The following is a 17,459-nucleotide window of genomic DNA, read 5'->3' as shown; positions in this document are numbered from 1 at the left end:
CTTAATGGGGTTACTCGATTGATTTTCAAGTCCCGAAAGTATTCATAGATTGATCAAATTCAACTTAGTCATTTTCAAGGAACGAACGTAAATGTTCTGAACGAGAAGGATGACGAAGTTTACGTAAAGCTTTGGCTTCAATCTGACGAATACGTTCACGTGTTACATCAAACTGTTTACCTACTTCTTCCAAAGTGTGGTCAGTCGGCATGTCGATACCAAAACGCATTTTTAAGACTTTCGCTTCACGTTCAGTTAAGTTTTCAAGTACTTCACGTGTTGCTTCTTTTAAGCCTTCTGAAGTCGCAGCATCTACTGGAGAAGTGATGTTGCTATCTTCAATGAAATCACCAAGATGAGAATCTTCATCATCACCGATTGGCGTTTCCATAGAAATTGGCTCTTTAGCAATCTTAAGCACCTTACGCACTTTAACTTCGTCCATTTCTAGACGTTCACCTAATTCTTCAGGAGTCGGTTCACGACCCATTTCTTGAAGTAATTGGCGAGATACACGGTTGATCTTGTTAATCGTTTCGATCATATGTACAGGGATACGAATCGTACGTGCTTGGTCCGCGATTGAACGCGTAATCGCCTGACGAATCCACCATGTTGCATAGGTCGAGAACTTATAACCACGACGGTATTCAAACTTGTCTACCGCTTTCATCAAACCAATGTTACCTTCTTGAATCAAATCCAAGAATTGTAAACCACGGTTTGTGTATTTTTTCGCAATTGAAATTACCAAACGTAAGTTGGCTTCAACCATTTCTTTCTTGGCACGACGAGCTTTGGCTTCACCAATCGCCATACGTTTAGAAATGTCTTTAATTTCTTTAACGTTTAGATCAAGGTCTTTTTCAATATCAGCAATCTTTTGTTGGAATGCCAATACATCTGGACGAACTTTTTCTAAATAGCCTTTTAATTCAGCAGGTGCTTTTGCAATTTGTTCATCTAACCAAGCAGGATTTGATTCCTGACCTGGGAACGATGTACGGAACTGTGTACGATCCATACGACCACGACGAACTGCATAACGCATCACTTCACGTTCAGAGGTACGAATTTGTTCGTGCGTACCACGAATCATTTCTGAAATGATGTCAAATAAACGCGGTGTAAATTTAAACATCATAAACACAGTAGCCAGTGCTTCCATTGCCTCAGTACCTTGAGTACTGTTACGGCCGTGTTGCGCAATTGCGACTTTTGCACTGTTCCAAACGGCTTCTAGCTCTTCAAAACGCGCTTTTGCGATTTCAGGATCTGGACCAGATTCACCTTCAGAATCGTCATCACTTTCAGACTCTTCCTCTTCGTCTTCATCATCCAACTTCACTTCTTTAGTTGGTTTTGCAGAAGTATCTTCTTCTTCAACGATAACTTCAGCTTCGTCTTCTAAAACTTCTGGAATCACTTCGTCAGATTCAGGATCTAAATAGCCTGATAAAATATCGGCAAGGCGACGTTCGCCAGTTTCATAATCTTTATATTCTTGTAAAACAACTTCTACAGCATTTGGCCAGTATGCAATTGAATGTAGAACGTCACGAATACCTTCTTCAATACGTTTGGCAATACTAATTTCGCCTTCACGTGTTAAAAGTTCAACGGTACCCATTTCACGCATATACATACGTACTGGGTCAGTGGTACGACCTGGCTCATTTTCTACAGAGGCAAGTACTGCAGCAGCTTCTTCTTCTGCAACTTCATCGCCAGCTTCACTATTCCCTTCGAACATTGCATCGTCAGTTTCAGGTGCACGTTCATGAACTGGAATACCAACGTCTTGAAGCATTTGGATAATGTCTTCAATCTGTTCGCTTTCGGTGATCGAGTCTGGGAGATGATCGTTAACCTCAGCGTAGGTTAAGTAACCTTGTTCTTTGCCTCGGCTAATAAGAGCCGCTACTTGGGAAGTAGGGGAATGCATTTCGCTCATCTTTACTCTCTTCTCGTTGAATCTGTGGCAATGAAAAACCGTGCGTAATTGCACAATCTGTTAAAATATATCTTTGAATAGCTCGCATATTCCATCGGAAGAAATCAGCATAAAACTGTCCGATAAAATATTCAGAATTTAAATTCAATCAAATAGGTGGGGGTGAAATTGTTATTTTCAAGATCATCCCGTGCGATTTCTATTCAGAAAATGTCATAAAATAGTAAGACGCAGGGTGGATTATATCATTACATAAAATAGGGCTCGAAAAAAGCCCAAATTCGCATTTAAATGTAAAAAAAACGGAAAAAACTTGACAAGTTTTCTGAAGACAGATAAATAGCGCCTAGACCCATTCACTTTTTTTCATTATGAGGTAGTTTTAGTGTCTTCTACAGATTTTGAACTAGATGATAACTACGGTGATGATGATGTTAGTTTCGATGAGTCATCAAGCAAAATTAGCGCCAAAGAATCTTTAGAAAAGCGACGTTTGATCGATGATTTACTTGCTCAACGTCGTTTAGAAAAAGATTTAAAAGATTTTGATTATGACATTGATGATGACGATGATTTTGATGACGAAGATTAAAAATTCATTGGGCATGGCGTGGGAAAATGCTATGCTTAAATCTGATACAAATTTACTGGAAACAAAATGAGTGCTTTAGATTTAGACCTACTGAGTGATTATCTAGATGGTGACCAAAATGAATTTGGTCTAGATTTCGCAGCGACTCATGGTTTCTTATGCGCAATTGCGGTTGGTCCTACTTTTGATAAATGGCTTGATGAGCTATTTGATAATAATCAAAAGAAAGTTCCAGCAGAAATCATTGTACAAATCAAAGCATGGCTTGAAGCGATTCGTCAAAACTTAGCCAATGAAGAAGGAATTACATTTCCTTTTGAAATTGAAGAAGCTGATGTTGAATCAAGCTTAGGCGACTGGAGTGTTGGCTTTGTCGATGCAATGTTCCTGAATGAAGAAGCTTGGTTTGCACCAGAATATGAAGATCAAGTTGTTGATCTCACACTACCAATGATGGTGTTCAGTGGTATTGATGATGAAGATCCTCAAATGGAATCTTTCCGCCGCAACGGTCAGTTAATGGACGAGATTGCTGAAGAAATTCCTGAAAATCTAAATGAAATTTATTTGATGTACCACACACCAAATTAATTTGCGCGTATAAAAAAAGCATGCTCACTGAAAAGTGGCATGCTTTTTTTTGTTGGTGATTTACGCCAATAGTTAAAACCGTGCAAATAATAGGCTACAACCTAAAATAAACAGTAAAAGGCCAATCACACGATTGATCACCACTTGGCGATCTAAAATTTTATTTCGTATGCGGGGATGTGCACAAAATAAGGCAATCAAGCCAAACCAAACAAAATGACTCAACGAAATAAACGCACCATAAGCAAAAAGCTGAATGGTCGAATTTCCTGTAGAAGTCATCAGCTGAGCAAATAAACTGATTACAAATAAAGTTGTTTTTGGATTTAGGCTATTGGTTAAAAAACCATGTTTAAACGCTTGCCAGCTACTGATACCAACACCAATTTCATCCAGTTTTATTTTTGCCTGCGTGAATGTTTTATAGCCAAGATAAATTAGATAAGCAGCGCCAATATATTGAATTGTTTGTAAAAGATAGGGCATATGATTTTTTAAAAAACCCAGGCCAAGTAGGCTATAACCCACATGTATCCAAACACCGCAAGCAATACCTAAAGCAGTGCTTAATCCAATATTTCGACCATATAAATAACTGTTTCGTGTCACGATAGCAAAATCAGCGCCAGGACTTATTACTGCCAAGCAGGTGATTAAGATCACAGCAATCATTTCATTCACTCATGTATCCTTTTTTACACAGTTTTAATTATTTTTATATTTTTCATATATTTGTATTCGGTTAAAGCGATAATATTTTGATGAAATGCATGATTTTTTGGAATGTATAGTGCTTGCCGTTGAATTCACTCAAATTTCTCAATCGCTCGGAAGTTTTGCTCACATCGAATGTGTGGTGATTTTTTACGATCGCTGTGGTGTATTGATTATGATTGGGTGATTTTTATACAGTGATGCTATTTATATATGGTGATCGTGTTTCAATTGGTCGGCATTGGTGAAACGGGGAGTATAAGAAAATATAAACAATAGGTTTCTTTTATAAAGCCTGTTAAAACTCATAAATCAACATTATAGTCCCTTTCACCCTATTTTTTTCAAAAGGGAGAGGGAGCGTTCAATAGCAATACAATTTATTCCAGATGATCATTTTGATTTATGAAAGCTCTAATGTCTTTGTGGTTATTCTTGGAATTCGTTGATTATTTTTCAGACAGCTAATGTTAAGAACACAGAGCTCGGCCAAGCAAACATAAATTTGTCTGCTCGACTCAATGTACAAAAATAGTGTGTTTTAACTGAATGCGGGTGCACAATAATTTTTAGCGTGCTTTTGATTTTTTATAGAAAAAATAAGCAACTAAAATTAATACAATGACAATGATCACATAGCCCACACGACTAAAAATTTGTTGCATGAGTTCTATATTGTTGCCAAAATAATAACCAACACATGCAAGAAAAGTGGTCCAGATGATAGTCCCTACGCTGCTATAGAGCATAAATTTCCAAAAGGGCATATGACTCATGCCTGCAGGGATACTAATCAAAGAACGAACTGCGGGAACCATTCGCCCAAAGAAAACCACGCGATGTCCATATTTTTCAAACCAATCTAAAGCTTTTTTGACATCTTCAGATTTGATAAAAAGGTATTTACCGTAGCGGTCAACCCAATTAAAAATGCTTTGATTTGGGATTTTTCGACCCACCCAATACAACAACGCGGCAGCAAGCAGTGAACCGAAGCTTCCTGCGATAATTACACCCGATAATAATAATTGACCTTTAGATGCAGCAAACCCAGCTGATGGCATAATCACTTCTGAGGGAATCGGCGGGAAAACATTGTCTAAAAACATCAAAAGAGCAATACCGAAGTAACCAAGTTGCTCCATGATCGAAATAATCCAATCAGTCATTTTATATATAAAAATAGGGCGTTATGAACATGGTATGGTTTTCATTTATCAAAATATAGTGAGAATTTGTTGTGTTATTAAAATATCTAAATAAAAACCGCAGCCAATAAGCTGCGGTTGAGTGAAGCATTTTAAAATTGATAAAGATTAAAGACGTTTGCGTTTTGCAGCAGTAATTTGTGATTGACGCATACGGAAACCTTCTTTTTGTTTCTCAGATGTTTTATCAATACAATATTTGCAAGAAACACCATGTTCATAACTTGGTAAATCAGCTTCTTCAGGAACAAGTGGCCAACCACATGCATGACATTTAATATTTTCGCCTTCTTCCATACCATGCGTCACCGCAGTACGACCATCAAATACGAAACATTCACCTTCCCACATACTTTCATCAGCAGGGGTTTCTTCAAGGTATTTTAAAATACCGCCTTTAAGGTGATACACCTCGTTAAAACCTTCTTGAAGCAGTAGCGATGTTGATTTTTCACAACGAATACCGCCTGTACAGAACATCGCAATTTTCTTATCTTTATGCTGTTCAAGTTCTTTTTTTACGTATTCTGGAAATTCACGAAAGGTTTCTGTTTTAGGATCAATCGCGCCTTTGAAGGTACCCGCTTTATATTCATAATCATTACGTGTATCAATCAAAATCACGTCATCACGCGCAATCAGTTCGTTCCATTGTTTTGGATCAAGATAATGTCCAACAAGATCACGAGGTTTCACCTCTACACCTAAAGTTACGATTTCGTTCTTTAGCTTAATCTTCATTTTACGGAATGGCTTTTCATCACTATGTGATTCTTTATATTCCATGCTATTAAAGCCTTCATTCAATAAGAATTGATGAATGACATCAATTGCTTGACGATCGCCAGCAACAGTTCCGTTAATTCCTTCACCTGCAATAATGAGAGTACCGCAAAGGTTGATGGTTTTTACCAAGTCTAAAAGACGTTGTTGAAGATCAGCAGGATCTTGAACTTCTTTGAATTGATAAAGTGCTGCAACAACCCAACCAGAGGTCGCTTGCTGTTCTACAGGTGCAAGCTGTTCTACAGTAGCGTTCATGGAGTACTCCAAATATTTAAGATAGAATAAAATTTAAGGCGCATATTTTAGCGTGATTTACATGAATATGCGAGAAAACCCTAGTCTTTGTAGTGTTTTTTTATTCCCTGAAAAAAATATGGGTTTTTATACTAAATATAGTGCTTTAAAATATTTTATATACCATATATAGTATTGCGAAATGATTATTTCGTGCCAAAAAAGTGTGTCACATCGTTGATGTAAGGAGTAAATTTTGAGTAACGAACGTCGGATACCCACCTTAACGCCATGCGCTGGTCGTTGTTCAACGGTATTTGGTGATTCTGTTTGTCGTGGTTGCCGTCGTTTTAATCATGAAGTGATCCAATGGAATACATATGATTCAGCGCAACGTTTAGCCGTTTGGAAGAGGCTGGATGCACAGCTCGATCAAATTTTAATTCCGATGCTACCTTTTGCCGATTTAAGACATATTGAAGGTTTTATTTTGGGTAAACGTATACGAGTGATGGATTCTGCTTCTAAAGGGCGCAAGTTGTATCATGCATTAAAAATTTGTGAAAAAAATAAACATCTCGCAGAAGAGAGTGGTTTGGGAATTCAAGCGAAACAGGTAAAACCGCTTTGGGATGAGTTTGAACGTCGTGTATTGGCATTGGCCAATGCAAGTTATGATTTTGCATGGTTACGTGCAGACGGTATTCGTCAAAGTATTTTACATTTGGAAGATGTTTAAACTTATTTCTTCAATGATTTATTATTCATCAGCTTGATATTTTGGCTATTTAATTTTAATCAGTGCCACTTATAAAAAATTAAAACAAAAACTGGCGCTGTTATTTCATCGCACTTTAACCAAGAATACCTAATCAATATTAAAAAGCCAGTCCAAAGATTTGAACTGGCTTTTTTACTCTGTCTAAATGTGATGACTTAAAATATTTTCTTAGACATTGTGTTTTAAACGATACTGAACCAATTCTTCAATAGTAATAAGCGTTAAATGATGCGTTTGTGCATATGCTAAAACTTGAATGCCTGAAGCCATTGTTCCATCAGGATTGGTCACTTCACATAACACACCAGCGGGTTTTAAACCGGCTAAACGTGCCAAATCAATAGAACCTTCTGTATGTCCACGACGGGTTAATACACCACCATTACGACCACGCAATGGAAAAACATGACCAGGGCGATTCAGATCGCTTGCGACAGCACCTGTTTTAATTGCAGCATGAATAGTGGTGGTACGGTCTTTTGCAGAAACGCCTGTTGTTACACCTTGTGCTGCTTCAATGGTGATGGTAAAAGCCGTTTTAAATTGACTTGAATTGTCCTGAACCATCGGTGGGAGTTCAAGGTGATCTGCTAAATCATCGGTAATGGTTAAGCAGACAATACCAGAACCATCACGAATCATACGTGCCATGGTTTCAATATTGAGGGTTTCTGCTGCAACAATTAAATCTGCTTCATTTTCACGATCAAAATCGTCCATGACCAAAACAGGTTTGCCTTGGCGCATATCTTCGATTGCTTGTTCGATACGTTGGTCTGCAGGGGATAGTGCAGAAAAGAAAATTTCGGGTTGAATTAAACTAGACATTGAAACGCTCTCGTAAAGTTAAAATACGGTTGAACATTTCAGGACATTTGAAATAGTGGCGTTACAAAACCTTTTCCAATAGCGAATATTGAAATTTTTAAGCTGTGACGTCGTCTTCTTTCATCCGGACTATACCGTCGGCTTTGGCATTTCACCAAATCTGCGAATCACGATTAAGCGTGATAAGCTCGTGGGCTGTTGGCTCAGGATTGAAAATCCGTCCAATTTACCACCGGTGGGGAATTACACCCCGCCCTGAAGCGATGTGCATTTATTATAGACACTTTTTTACTAAATGGATGCTTTTTTTTAGAATGATCAGTACTATAGATAGAACAATAGTTGCTATAGAAAATAATTAAACTTATACATTTAAAAGAATATTTGTGGTCATAGTGATCAACAAATAGCAAAGCATAAAATAAGGAGACTCAGCTTGATCACGATTCAGCAAGATGTCTATTCATGGCGTAATGATGACTTTGTTAAACACTTACAGGTTTTGGGATTTGCTCTAATTGCAGTCAGTATTTTATATCTGACCGCTGCAAATTGGTTTATGTTGCCTCAGTTTTTTCAATTAGCAATTCCACAACTCTTCTTGTTACTCAGTGCTGTAACAAGTATTTTTTTAGTTCAGCATGATTATTTAGTACAGTGTTTGCATACAATAAGTGGCTTGATGATTGGTTTAAGTTTGGCTGTCATTGGTCAAATTTATCAAACAGGGGCAGATAGTTATTTACTATTTTTAATCTGGTCTATTTTATTACTGCCGTGGTTGTATCGTCCAAATATTGGTGTTTTTACATTGCTCTGTATTGTCAGCCAACTCACCTTATTTTTGTTTTTTAAACAAACATTTTGGGCTGATGAATATCCTGTCACATTTTTATTTAGCTTAAATCTCCTTTCACTATTTCAGTTTTATTTTTGTCTTCGTTGTTATCAAAAGCTGCGTTATCTCTTTGTCTTATGGTTTGGCATTCTTTCAATTTGGCATATGGGGCTATTTTTATATGGTGACAGTAATTTAGCATTAGCCACAGCCATGGTTTTTACATGGATAAACCTTAAGATCGCTTATTTAATTTCTTCATTTTTTCTACTTTCGATTGCGCTACTTTATTTTTATCGAAAAAGAGATCAATTATGCAGTGTGCTTTCAGCAGTAGGTTTAGGGATTACATTTACGCTGGTGATTTTCAAATGGATGAATAGTCTGTTTCGTGAATCCGAAGTGCTCGGATTATTTTCAATTGCACTGGTGGTTTTCGCTTGGTTTGCATTGATTACTTTTTTATTGATTAAGTTTATCCCACAAAACAAATTTAATAATATTCCTATCGCAGTGGGGGCATGGATTGCAGGTGTTTTATTGGCATCATTGATGCTGACATTTTGGGGCAATTTTTCCTTGATCATGGGGGCCATTTTTGTGGTATTGGCTGCCTTTATTTTAAGAAGCAAACAAGCTTTATTTTTAAGACAGTTTGCTTATTGTATATGGGTCGCAGGGCAAAATGCTGTGATTTTCCACACGTTTGAATTAACAGATCAATTCTTTCCAATTTTCTTTATTCAATTTGCCATGCTGTGTCTTAGTTATTTTATTCGCAGCCATTGGTTCTTTATTTTAATTCAACTATTTGCCTTGTATTTATCAGGTATTGCGTTGATTTGGGATTTAAGTGTTCTGCTTGGATTACATCGTTTTGTTGAAAACTTTTCATTTCTGCTCTTGCTGAGTTATGGATTTTATCTGGTAATGATTTGGGTGCATCGTATTCAACCCAGTCAATATCAACGCAGTTTAGCATTGGCGAATTTATTGATTATTCTTTCATCCTTGGGTTTCTATACACTATTTGGACAATATGAATTAGAGAAAATTAGATACCTTCCTATTCTCAGCTTGGGGCTGCCTATTTTATGGTTGGCTTTGTTTATGGTGTTGAGGATTCACAATCAATTTAGCTTGATTGCTCAATTGATTTTATTGGCTTTTGCAGCAGTCCTGATATTTTATGGCTATTTTGAAATTTTTATTTGTATCGCCATACTTTCATGGGCATTGCCACAGCACGATAAGATTGTCTATGGTTTTGCTTTAGTGACTTTGGCGTTAACCTTATGGTTTATTTACTACGCGTTGAATGTCAGCTTCCTTGTTAAAAGTCTAAGTATTTTTAGCTCAGGATTAATTTTATTGGTACTGACTTGGGTGCTGCATAAATTCCAATCAAAAGAGGGAGTAAATACATGAAAAAAATCATTCCTCTTTGTCTTGCTTTAAGCTGTATTGTTCTTTTTCTAGGCATCATTTTTAAGAATGAACAGCATCTGAAGAATAGTCAGAGTATATATGTCCACTTACAACCTGTTGATCCACGTTCGTTAATACAAGGTGATTATATGGTGCTGAGTTATCAACTTTACTTTGCACCGCAAAAGCTAAATCAGGGTGATCAGAACAATGTAGATCCAAGTGATAATGATGAAAATCATATCTTTTCAGGGCATTATTTTGATCAAGTGATTGAAAATAAGCCTTCGGTTAAGGCTTATGTTGAATTGGATCAACATAAAAAGGTGGCACATACTTATTTTGAAAAGCCTAAAGATGCGCAAACTGTTAAATTGATTTTGAAAAACCCGGATAATCGACATAGATCACTTTATCCTGCATCCAATAGCTTTTTATTTGCAGAAGGTTTAGCTGAATGTTATCAGCAAGCAATGTATGCTGAGTTTAAGGTGGATCAGCATGGCAATGCGATTCTTGCATCTTTACGAGGAGAGCATTTACAAGATTTGGGCTGTGAGAATAAACAACGCTGGCGTGATGGATTTCGTTCTGAAAGAACTGAATAATTGAAGTCCAAATTATTCACTATAACGGATACTTGCTAAGGCAACATTGAATAATATGCATGAAATAAGTGCTTCGAATAAATGGTGGATTAAGTCAGTTTGAATTTAGTCTTATTGGTTTTCATAGCCATAATATGTATGGATAGTCGTTGTGAAAAATAACCAGATCAAATTTTCCCATATGATTATTTTTCTAATACTATTTATTTTTGTTTTATCTACATTTTATTCAGGTCGCTTGAATAAGTCATATTCAAATAGTCCAGAAATAATCAATTTTAGAGAAATTAAAAATAAGTATTTTATCCAATATTCTCCAGAATTTACTCCATCATTGATTAGGCCTGGCAACGCATCTGCTTCAATACGGATACATCGAGATAATTTGTCTAGTGAAGAAATGACACGGATACAACAACAACTTGTCTCTGATGGCTGGAGAAGAATAAAGGATGAAGGTAGATATTTTCAATATTGTTTAAATAAAACACAAATATTAAATATTGGATCTCCTGTCACTTTGAAAAAGAGAAGTGGTGAAATTATTGAGAATGATAAGGTTAACTCATGGATTATTAGTCTGTATTATAATGATAATGGTGTAAATAGCTGTTATTGAAAATAATTAAGTGAAATAGACATAAAAAACCCGCAACATTGCGGGTCTTGAATCATCTGTGTGCAATTATGCAACTTGAACAGGGATACAGTTTGCTGTGTGATTTACTGTATTGTCTGGATTTGCATATACAAGACGTGGTTTATGCGCATCAGCTTCAGCATTGGTAAAATCGCCAAATGTGGCAATAATCATTAAATCACCAACATCAGCTTGAAGTGCAGCGCCACCATTGACTGAAATGATGCCTGAACCTTCTTCACCACGAATCGCATAGGTTGTAAAGCGCTTACCATTAGTCACGTTCCACATATGAATTTCTTCATATTCACGGATACCAGCTAAATCCAAAAGAATACCGTCGATTGCACAAGAACCTTCATAATGTAATTCTGCTTGTGTAACAACACAACGATGGATTTTTGCTTTTAATAAACGAGATAGCATGATTTGCGTCTCCAGAGTAGCCCTTACAATTGTTATCTTGTGTTGAATCAACAATTTTCAATGGGGGATGCATTTGAAAGCGCATTTTGCTCTTAAAAATGAATCATGGCAAGAAAAATTGTTGAACAAAGAACATAAAATTTAGGTTTAAATTATGCTTTATAAGCATTGATTTGATTCATTGCTTGCTGAATCTCACCATTAACCAATAATTTTGTTTTGCCTAAAGCATGGTGTATTGCATCATCCATTAAAGTCTGTTCACTGCTTGGTGCTTTACCAAGTACATGTCCTGAAACTTTTTCTTTAGCGCCGGGATGACCAATGCCAATACGTAAGCGATGAAAATTAGAACCAATATGAGGAACAATGTCACGTAGACCATTGTGACCACCATGTCCACCGCCAGTTTTTAAACGAATGACGCCCGGATTCATATCCAGTTCATCATGAGCGATGAGAATTTCTTCTGGTTTAATTTGGTAGAATTTTGCAAAGGGAACAACACTTTGACCAGAAAGGTTCATAAATGTTGTGGGCAATAGTAGACGAACATCTTGTCCTTCAATATTACCACGACCACTGATTCCTTTATATTTTGAATCAGTTTTTAATGTAATACCATATTGTTCTGCAAGGCGTTCGACGAACCAAAAGCCTGCATTATGGCGGGTTTGGGCATATTCAGAACCTGGATTACCCAAACCAATAATCAGTGAAAGTTTACTCACTCATTTACACCATTTAACACTTATGCGCGTTTAAAGTCAGCGTGCATTGGAGTGTTTTTAGCTGGGTGACGTTGTAAAGCTTGGATTTTAACGCTTTCAACTTTACCTTCGATGTTAAGATCAATAACTTCTTCAAAGAAAGAGTTATTTTCTAAAGCTTTAACAAGCTCGCGAAGTTCTAAAGTAACCGCTACAGGTTCAGCAGAACCACCATAGATGATTGCTGGAACTTTATTTTGAAGACGAAGGCGGCGGCTCGAACCTTTCCCTTGAACTGCTTCTTCACGTGCTACTGCATTTAATACGAAGTTTGCCATGATGACATTTCCTCATTGAGTGTAATTGACTGAACTTTCGACCAGCCCAGTGATATAAAGCCCTACCAAAGAGTAGGGCTTTGAAAATTTGGCGCTATTATAGATAAGAATCGAACATTGCGCTAATAGATTCTTCGTTGTTAATACGACGAATTGTTTCAGCAACCATACTTGCTACTGAAACTTGGCGAATCTTACCAAGTTTTAATGCTTCATCTGAAAGTGGAATTGTGTCAGTAACAACCAATTCATCAATTACAGATTTGCTTAAATTTTCGAGTGCTTTACCTGAAAGTACAGGGTGCGTTGCATAAGCAACCACTTTACGAGCACCAAAAGTTTTTAGTGCATCGGCAGCTTTACACAAAGTACCGGCTGTATCAACCATGTCATCAACAATCACACAGTCACGATCACGTACATCACCAATCAAATGCATCACTTGTGATTCATTGGCTTTTTGACGACGTTTATCAATGATTGCAAGGTCGATATCACCCATTTGTTTTGCAACAGCACGTGCACGAACTACACCACCAACGTCAGGTGAAACCACCATCAAGTTATGATGTTGTTGTTGACGTAAGTCAGCAAGCAAAGCAGGTGTACCGTAGATGTTATCTACAGGAATATCAAAGAAACCTTGGATTTGGTCAGCATGCAAGTCGATCATTACAACACGGTCAATACCCACAGTGGTGAGCATGTCTGCTACAACTTTTGCAGTAATTGGAACACGAGTTGAACGAGGACGACGGTCTTGGCGTGCATAACCGAAGTATGGAATTACAGCAGTAATACGACCAGCACTTGCACGACGCAAAGCATCTGCCATTACTAAGATTTCCATAAGGTTATCATTCGTAGGGGCACAAGTGGGCTGTACGATAAACACGTCTTTACCACGCACATTTTCAGTAATTTCGACAGTGATTTCACCATCAGAAAATTTACCTACAGCAGCAGCTCCCAGAGGGATGTGCAAATGGCTAACGACTTTTTGGGCGAATTGTGGATGCGCAGTTCCACTAAAAACGACAAGATTGGGCATGAAGCACCCTTGGCGGTTGGCAGATTTGAATTAGATGGCAGGGGCGGCTGGATTCGAACCAACGGATGCCGAGATCAAAACCCGGTGCCTTACCACTTGGCGACGCCCCTAATGCGGCAGAATTTTAGTGTTTTTGCATGTCTCTGTCAAGGTAAATCAACATTAAATACAAATTACTACGTTCTGTCTTTTTTGAGAAAATGGCAGGGGCGGCTGGATTCGAACCAACGGATGCCGAGATCAAAACCCGGTGCCTTACCACTTGGCGACGCCCCTAATTTGATGTTGTATTTAATGGCAGGGGCGGCTGGATTCGAACCAACGGATGCCGAGATCAAAACCCGGTGCCTTACCACTTGGCGACGCCCCTAAAATACAACGATCTACAGATGAAAAATGATGGCAGGGGCGGCTGGATTCGAACCAACGGATGCCGAGATCAAAACCCGGTGCCTTACCACTTGGCGACGCCCCTATCATTACACTGTAAAATGAGTGAGTGGTGATTCATTCAAACTGTTGACCAAATAGGCTTTGCAGGGTGAATGATTTAAAACATCATCAATCTTCATTTGTTCAGTGACTTCAACAAAAACACAAGCACCTGTACCTGTAAGCTTTGCTGTACCGAACTGATCTAAATACTGCATTGCTTCATCAACTTCAGGATATAAATTTCTTGCCAGTGGCTCAAAATCATTTCTAAAATTGGATGGCTTTAGCTGATAGGCGCAAAATTTAGTAGGCTTCGTATCTCTTGTCAATGTTTTTTGCGAAAAAAGTCGTTGAGTGCTGATAAAACAATCAGGTTTTAACACAATGTATTGTTTTTGATCTAAGTCTATGAATGTTAAGTGTTCACCTATACCTTCTGCCCAAGCATTACGACCATGAACAAAGATTGGAACATCTGCACCCAATTTAACCCCAAGCTCAGCCAGTTGTTCAGTATTTAAACCGCACTGCCAAAGTTGATTGACCACAATCAATGTGGTGGCAGCATTGGAAGAACCACCACCTAGACCTGCACCCATTGGAATATTCTTTTCGATACGAATTTTTAAACCAGTCGGCTGTGTAGCATAAGGTTTTAAAATTTGAATCGCTTTATAGATCAGATTATGTTCCAAATCGACGTTACTCAAACCTTCAAGACTGATTTCTGCTTGAGAATGTTCTGTTTGGATGAATTCTAACCAGTCATACAAATCAATCAGCTGAAAAATACTTTGCAACTCGTGATAGCCATTTTCACGACGACCTGTGATATGCAAAAACAAATTTAATTTTGCTGGAGAGGGAACACGAATCATAGATTTCATTGTCTAAGGTCTAGATTTAGCGGTTTTGAATCACCATTGTAATACGATTTTCCTGTCCAGATTCAAGTTGTTGTTTTAAAATCAGCTTATTGGGCAAGCTCGCTTGATTGTTATAACTAAAATCTACAGTCCAGCCATCTTCAATGATTTGAGCAATACGTTGAGTATTATCTCGGGTGATTTGTGCATTTTCAGTGGCAGGGTAAGCTTGAACCCAATCGACAATATGCGTAATAGGTGCAGTCCAGCCTGTGGCTTTTTCAAGCAGCTCTTCTGGTGTTTCAGCCGAAATCGAACCTGTTTTAGCGCTGTTTAGGGTAACTTCTCCAGATTTTCCTTCAATAATAGTTTTGCCAATACCTAAGATCCCATTCAACTGGATGTTAAAATCTTGTTGGTCTTGTGTCCATGTGTAGAACGCACTGCCAGACTGTTTTGGTGTTTTCACCCCAATTTTCCCTTCAAGATTAAATTGATTTGACGGTTTTTGCAGGGGCGTTGTGGCATCTGTCGGTGCTGTAAGCGTTGGTGTGGTTTGTGCTGGCTTGACGACTTGTTGACAACCTGTGAGTGTAAAAGCGGTTACAGCAGTTAGGGTGCAAAAGATCTGTGGAATGTGACGCATACAAGTCATTAACTCTTTTTAATATGTTGCGGTAATATTAATGAATCTAATTGATTTAATTGAGGATCATTTGGATGATTTTGTTTGAGTTGTTGTAACACTTCATTAAATTGAGCTAAGGCACCTTGCATATACAAAGATTTTGCATACCGAATACCAATGTTTACACTATGACTCAAATTATAAGCTTTCGATAAAATGTTTGAGGCGGCATCAAAATCATTTTGCAAGAATGTGATATATCCCAGCGTATCTAAAATCGAGGCCTGATCTGGTGCAGAATCTAAGGCATGTTCAGCATACTTTCGCGCTTCATCTAAACGTCTATTTTGTAGTGCAAGCGTATAGGCATAAGCATTTAAATAAGCAGGATTATTTGGCTCTAAAGTTAAGAGTTGTTTCAATGCTTTATCAAGTAAATCACGATCTTCAAATGGATCAAGAAGCAATATTTCTGAATAGAGAATTTCAGGATCATCAGGCAAGTTCTTCACTGCTTCAGTGAGTAATCTCAGCGCTGCTTTTTTATTGCCCATGCGTTTTAAAATCTCGGCTTGAGCCTGATATAAGAAACTTGCATGTTGTGGATAATTGACACGTTCTTGGGTTAAAAACCGCAAAGCATCATTCATCTTGTCTTGTCTTTCAAAAATCGAGACCAGATTACGGCGTGAAACCGTATATAAGTTCCCATCAACCAAACGATAATAGGCTTTTGCCGTTTCATCATTTTGCTTTCGTTCAGCATTTACTGCCAAATAAAAATAAGCTTCGTTTTGATAACGTGACGAGTAGCGTAATTCCACTAAATACTGTTCAGCTTGGTCCAGCTTTTTTAAATCAATCGCAGTTAAACCTGCAATAAATAGGGCTTCTTCAGCATCTGGCCAAGCTTGGATAATCGATTCTAATTTGCTTAAGGCCAATTCAGATTGATGAATCTTGATCAGATATTTGACTTCTGCCAGACGGATATCATAGTTGTACTTGTTTTTACGACTGCTTCGATCATACCAATTTAAAGTCGCTTCTTGGTCACCCAAAGCCTCTAATAAATTAGCTTTCATCAGAATAAAGCCAGTCACTTTTGAACGTTTTTTTAACGCTTTATTGACGGTTTTTAAGGCTTGTTCGATCTCATCGTTTTGTGCTTCCAAACCCGCAATTAGAATTAAAACAGAAGGATTATTTTTTTCTTTACTTGCTCTCAGTGTACTGAGCAGATTTTGACGATCTACTTCTGATTCTGGTGCAATTCCTTCTAAAATCTTTTCTAAATCAGCGTTGGGGTCAATATTGAGAATACTGTCCAGAGTCTCCGCTGCAAGTTCATATTCATGTGATTTGAGCGCGATATGTGCCAAATAAAATTTTGCAGGAACGTCCTCAGGTTCTTGTACAACCCAATGGGTGGCAATGTCTAAAGCTGCTTTTAAATCGTTTTGTTCAATTGCAACATTCAAGGCACGTTGCTTAATGGTGGTTGAATTACTACGAATTGCGAGCACAGTATAATTGTGTAAAGCAGTTGCAGTATCATTATAAGTCAATGAAAATTCAGCAATAATACTTTGTTTTAATGCATTAGTATTATATTTAGCATGATAAAATTCTCCAGATGCTCTAATATGAGCACTAGAAGCCATGCTACCAACCAGTAAGAATGTGGTAGAATATTGCTTAATTGTCATGCCGCTTAAGCGGTTGTTTATTTGACGCAATTTTTCCGAATCCAAGTATGCTTTTTATGACACCGTTATTGCACAATAGCACAAATTTAGCGAA

The 17,459-nt window shown here is 37.7% G+C and carries 18 protein-coding genes, 4 tRNA genes and 1 riboswitch; of the genes, 6 read left to right on the top strand and 16 right to left on the bottom strand.

Annotation, left to right across the window (positions count from 1 at the left end):
• Window positions 1–64 precede the first annotated feature (64 nt).
• Window positions 65–2,008, bottom strand: a complete 1,944-nt coding sequence (gene rpoD / locus GJV03_RS03870) for an RNA polymerase sigma factor RpoD (RefSeq protein ID WP_267313594.1) — start codon at window positions 2,006–2,008, stop codon at window positions 65–67.
• Window positions 2,009–2,339: 331 nt separating this feature from the next.
• On the opposite strand from rpoD, the gene GJV03_RS03865 reads away from it, so the two are divergent.
• Window positions 2,340–2,546: a PA3496 family putative envelope integrity protein gene (locus tag GJV03_RS03865; protein WP_004722524.1), complete on the top strand. Its 207-nt coding sequence runs from the start codon at window positions 2,340–2,342 to the stop codon at window positions 2,544–2,546.
• 66 nt (window positions 2,547–2,612) lie between these two features.
• Window positions 2,613–3,137 (top strand): YecA family protein, encoded by a 525-nt coding sequence (locus tag GJV03_RS03860; RefSeq protein ID WP_004722523.1) that lies wholly within the window; start codon window positions 2,613–2,615, stop codon window positions 3,135–3,137.
• 72 nt (window positions 3,138–3,209) lie between these two features.
• On the opposite strand, the gene GJV03_RS03855 is transcribed toward GJV03_RS03860, so the two are convergent.
• The 3 genes from GJV03_RS03855 to GJV03_RS03845 all read right to left on the bottom strand — a co-directional run bounded on the left by GJV03_RS03855 (window position 3,210) and on the right by GJV03_RS03845 (window position 6,100).
• Window positions 3,210–3,818 (bottom strand): LysE family transporter, encoded by a 609-nt coding sequence (locus tag GJV03_RS03855; protein WP_056514375.1) that lies wholly within the window; start codon window positions 3,816–3,818, stop codon window positions 3,210–3,212.
• 602 nt (window positions 3,819–4,420) lie between these two features.
• A complete protein-coding gene (locus GJV03_RS03850) occupies window positions 4,421–4,996 on the bottom strand; it encodes a DedA family protein (RefSeq protein WP_004722518.1) in 576 nt (191 codons plus the stop codon).
• A 171-nt stretch (window positions 4,997–5,167) separates the two neighbouring features.
• On the bottom strand, window positions 5,168–6,100 hold the full coding sequence (locus tag GJV03_RS03845) for a rhodanese-related sulfurtransferase (RefSeq protein WP_034618212.1): 933 nt from the start codon (window positions 6,098–6,100) through the stop codon (window positions 5,168–5,170).
• A gap of 235 nt (window positions 6,101–6,335) precedes the next feature.
• On the opposite strand from GJV03_RS03845, the gene GJV03_RS03840 reads away from it, so the two are divergent.
• Complete coding sequence (locus GJV03_RS03840) at window positions 6,336–6,818, top strand: DUF1289 domain-containing protein (RefSeq protein WP_004722515.1); 483 nt, start codon at window positions 6,336–6,338, stop codon at window positions 6,816–6,818.
• Window positions 6,819–7,028: 210 nt separating this feature from the next.
• On the opposite strand, the gene ribB is transcribed toward GJV03_RS03840, so the two are convergent.
• On the bottom strand, window positions 7,029–7,688 hold the full coding sequence (gene ribB / locus GJV03_RS03835; protein ID WP_056514369.1) for a 3,4-dihydroxy-2-butanone-4-phosphate synthase: 660 nt from the start codon (window positions 7,686–7,688) through the stop codon (window positions 7,029–7,031).
• 108 nt (window positions 7,689–7,796) lie between these two features.
• Window positions 7,797–7,954, bottom strand: a riboswitch (FMN riboswitch).
• A gap of 170 nt (window positions 7,955–8,124) precedes the next feature.
• On the opposite strand from ribB, the gene GJV03_RS03830 reads away from it, so the two are divergent.
• From GJV03_RS03830 to GJV03_RS03820, 3 genes are all read left to right on the top strand, one after another.
• Complete coding sequence (locus GJV03_RS03830) at window positions 8,125–9,954, top strand: DUF2157 domain-containing protein (protein ID WP_004722510.1); 1,830 nt, start codon at window positions 8,125–8,127, stop codon at window positions 9,952–9,954.
• Complete coding sequence (locus GJV03_RS03825; RefSeq protein ID WP_154129495.1) at window positions 9,951–10,562, top strand: GDYXXLXY domain-containing protein; 612 nt, start codon at window positions 9,951–9,953, stop codon at window positions 10,560–10,562. Before GJV03_RS03830 ends, GJV03_RS03825 begins: the two co-directional genes overlap by 4 nt.
• A 151-nt stretch (window positions 10,563–10,713) precedes the next feature.
• Window positions 10,714–11,181: a hypothetical protein gene (locus GJV03_RS03820; RefSeq protein ID WP_056514360.1), complete on the top strand. Its 468-nt coding sequence runs from the start codon at window positions 10,714–10,716 to the stop codon at window positions 11,179–11,181.
• A 66-nt stretch (window positions 11,182–11,247) separates the two neighbouring features.
• On the opposite strand, the gene panD is transcribed toward GJV03_RS03820, so the two are convergent.
• The 11 genes from panD to GJV03_RS03765 form a co-directional block, all read right to left on the bottom strand.
• The gene (gene panD, locus GJV03_RS03815; protein WP_004722504.1) at window positions 11,248–11,628 is read right to left on the bottom strand and encodes an aspartate 1-decarboxylase; all 381 of its coding nucleotides are present in this window, start codon (window positions 11,626–11,628) and stop codon (window positions 11,248–11,250) included.
• 152 nt (window positions 11,629–11,780) lie between these two features.
• Window positions 11,781–12,359: an aminoacyl-tRNA hydrolase gene (gene pth / locus GJV03_RS03810; protein ID WP_004722502.1), complete on the bottom strand. Its 579-nt coding sequence runs from the start codon at window positions 12,357–12,359 to the stop codon at window positions 11,781–11,783.
• Window positions 12,360–12,379: 20 nt separating this feature from the next.
• Window positions 12,380–12,676, bottom strand: coding sequence for a 50S ribosomal protein L25 (rplY, locus tag GJV03_RS03805; protein WP_004722499.1), 297 nt, complete (start codon window positions 12,674–12,676; stop codon window positions 12,380–12,382).
• A gap of 97 nt (window positions 12,677–12,773) precedes the next feature.
• Window positions 12,774–13,727: a ribose-phosphate pyrophosphokinase gene (locus GJV03_RS03800; protein ID WP_004722497.1), complete on the bottom strand. Its 954-nt coding sequence runs from the start codon at window positions 13,725–13,727 to the stop codon at window positions 12,774–12,776.
• A 35-nt stretch (window positions 13,728–13,762) separates the two neighbouring features.
• Window positions 13,763–13,837 (bottom strand) — tRNA-Gln (locus tag GJV03_RS03795).
• Window positions 13,838–13,928: 91 nt separating this feature from the next.
• Window positions 13,929–14,003: transfer RNA gene (locus GJV03_RS03790), tRNA-Gln, on the bottom strand.
• 19 nt (window positions 14,004–14,022) lie between these two features.
• Window positions 14,023–14,097 (bottom strand) — tRNA-Gln (locus tag GJV03_RS03785).
• Between the two features lie 30 nt (window positions 14,098–14,127).
• A tRNA-Gln gene (locus GJV03_RS03780) sits at window positions 14,128–14,202 on the bottom strand.
• A gap of 4 nt (window positions 14,203–14,206) precedes the next feature.
• Window positions 14,207–15,040, bottom strand: a complete 834-nt coding sequence (ispE, locus tag GJV03_RS03775; protein ID WP_016539189.1) for a 4-(cytidine 5'-diphospho)-2-C-methyl-D-erythritol kinase — start codon at window positions 15,038–15,040, stop codon at window positions 14,207–14,209.
• Between the two features lie 25 nt (window positions 15,041–15,065).
• Window positions 15,066–15,674: a lipoprotein insertase outer membrane protein LolB gene (lolB, locus tag GJV03_RS03770; protein WP_004722492.1), complete on the bottom strand. Its 609-nt coding sequence runs from the start codon at window positions 15,672–15,674 to the stop codon at window positions 15,066–15,068.
• A gap of 8 nt (window positions 15,675–15,682) precedes the next feature.
• Window positions 15,683–17,395 (bottom strand): tetratricopeptide repeat protein, encoded by a 1,713-nt coding sequence (locus tag GJV03_RS03765; RefSeq protein WP_216070494.1) that lies wholly within the window; start codon window positions 17,393–17,395, stop codon window positions 15,683–15,685.
• Between the last annotated feature and the right edge of the window lie 64 nt (window positions 17,396–17,459).

This window comes from Acinetobacter sp. RIT698, assembly GCF_009668065.1.
Classification (GTDB): domain Bacteria; phylum Pseudomonadota; class Gammaproteobacteria; order Pseudomonadales; family Moraxellaceae; genus Acinetobacter; species Acinetobacter guillouiae.
Note: the sequence above shows the minus strand (reverse complement) of the source record. Positions and strands in the feature narration are given on the sequence as shown.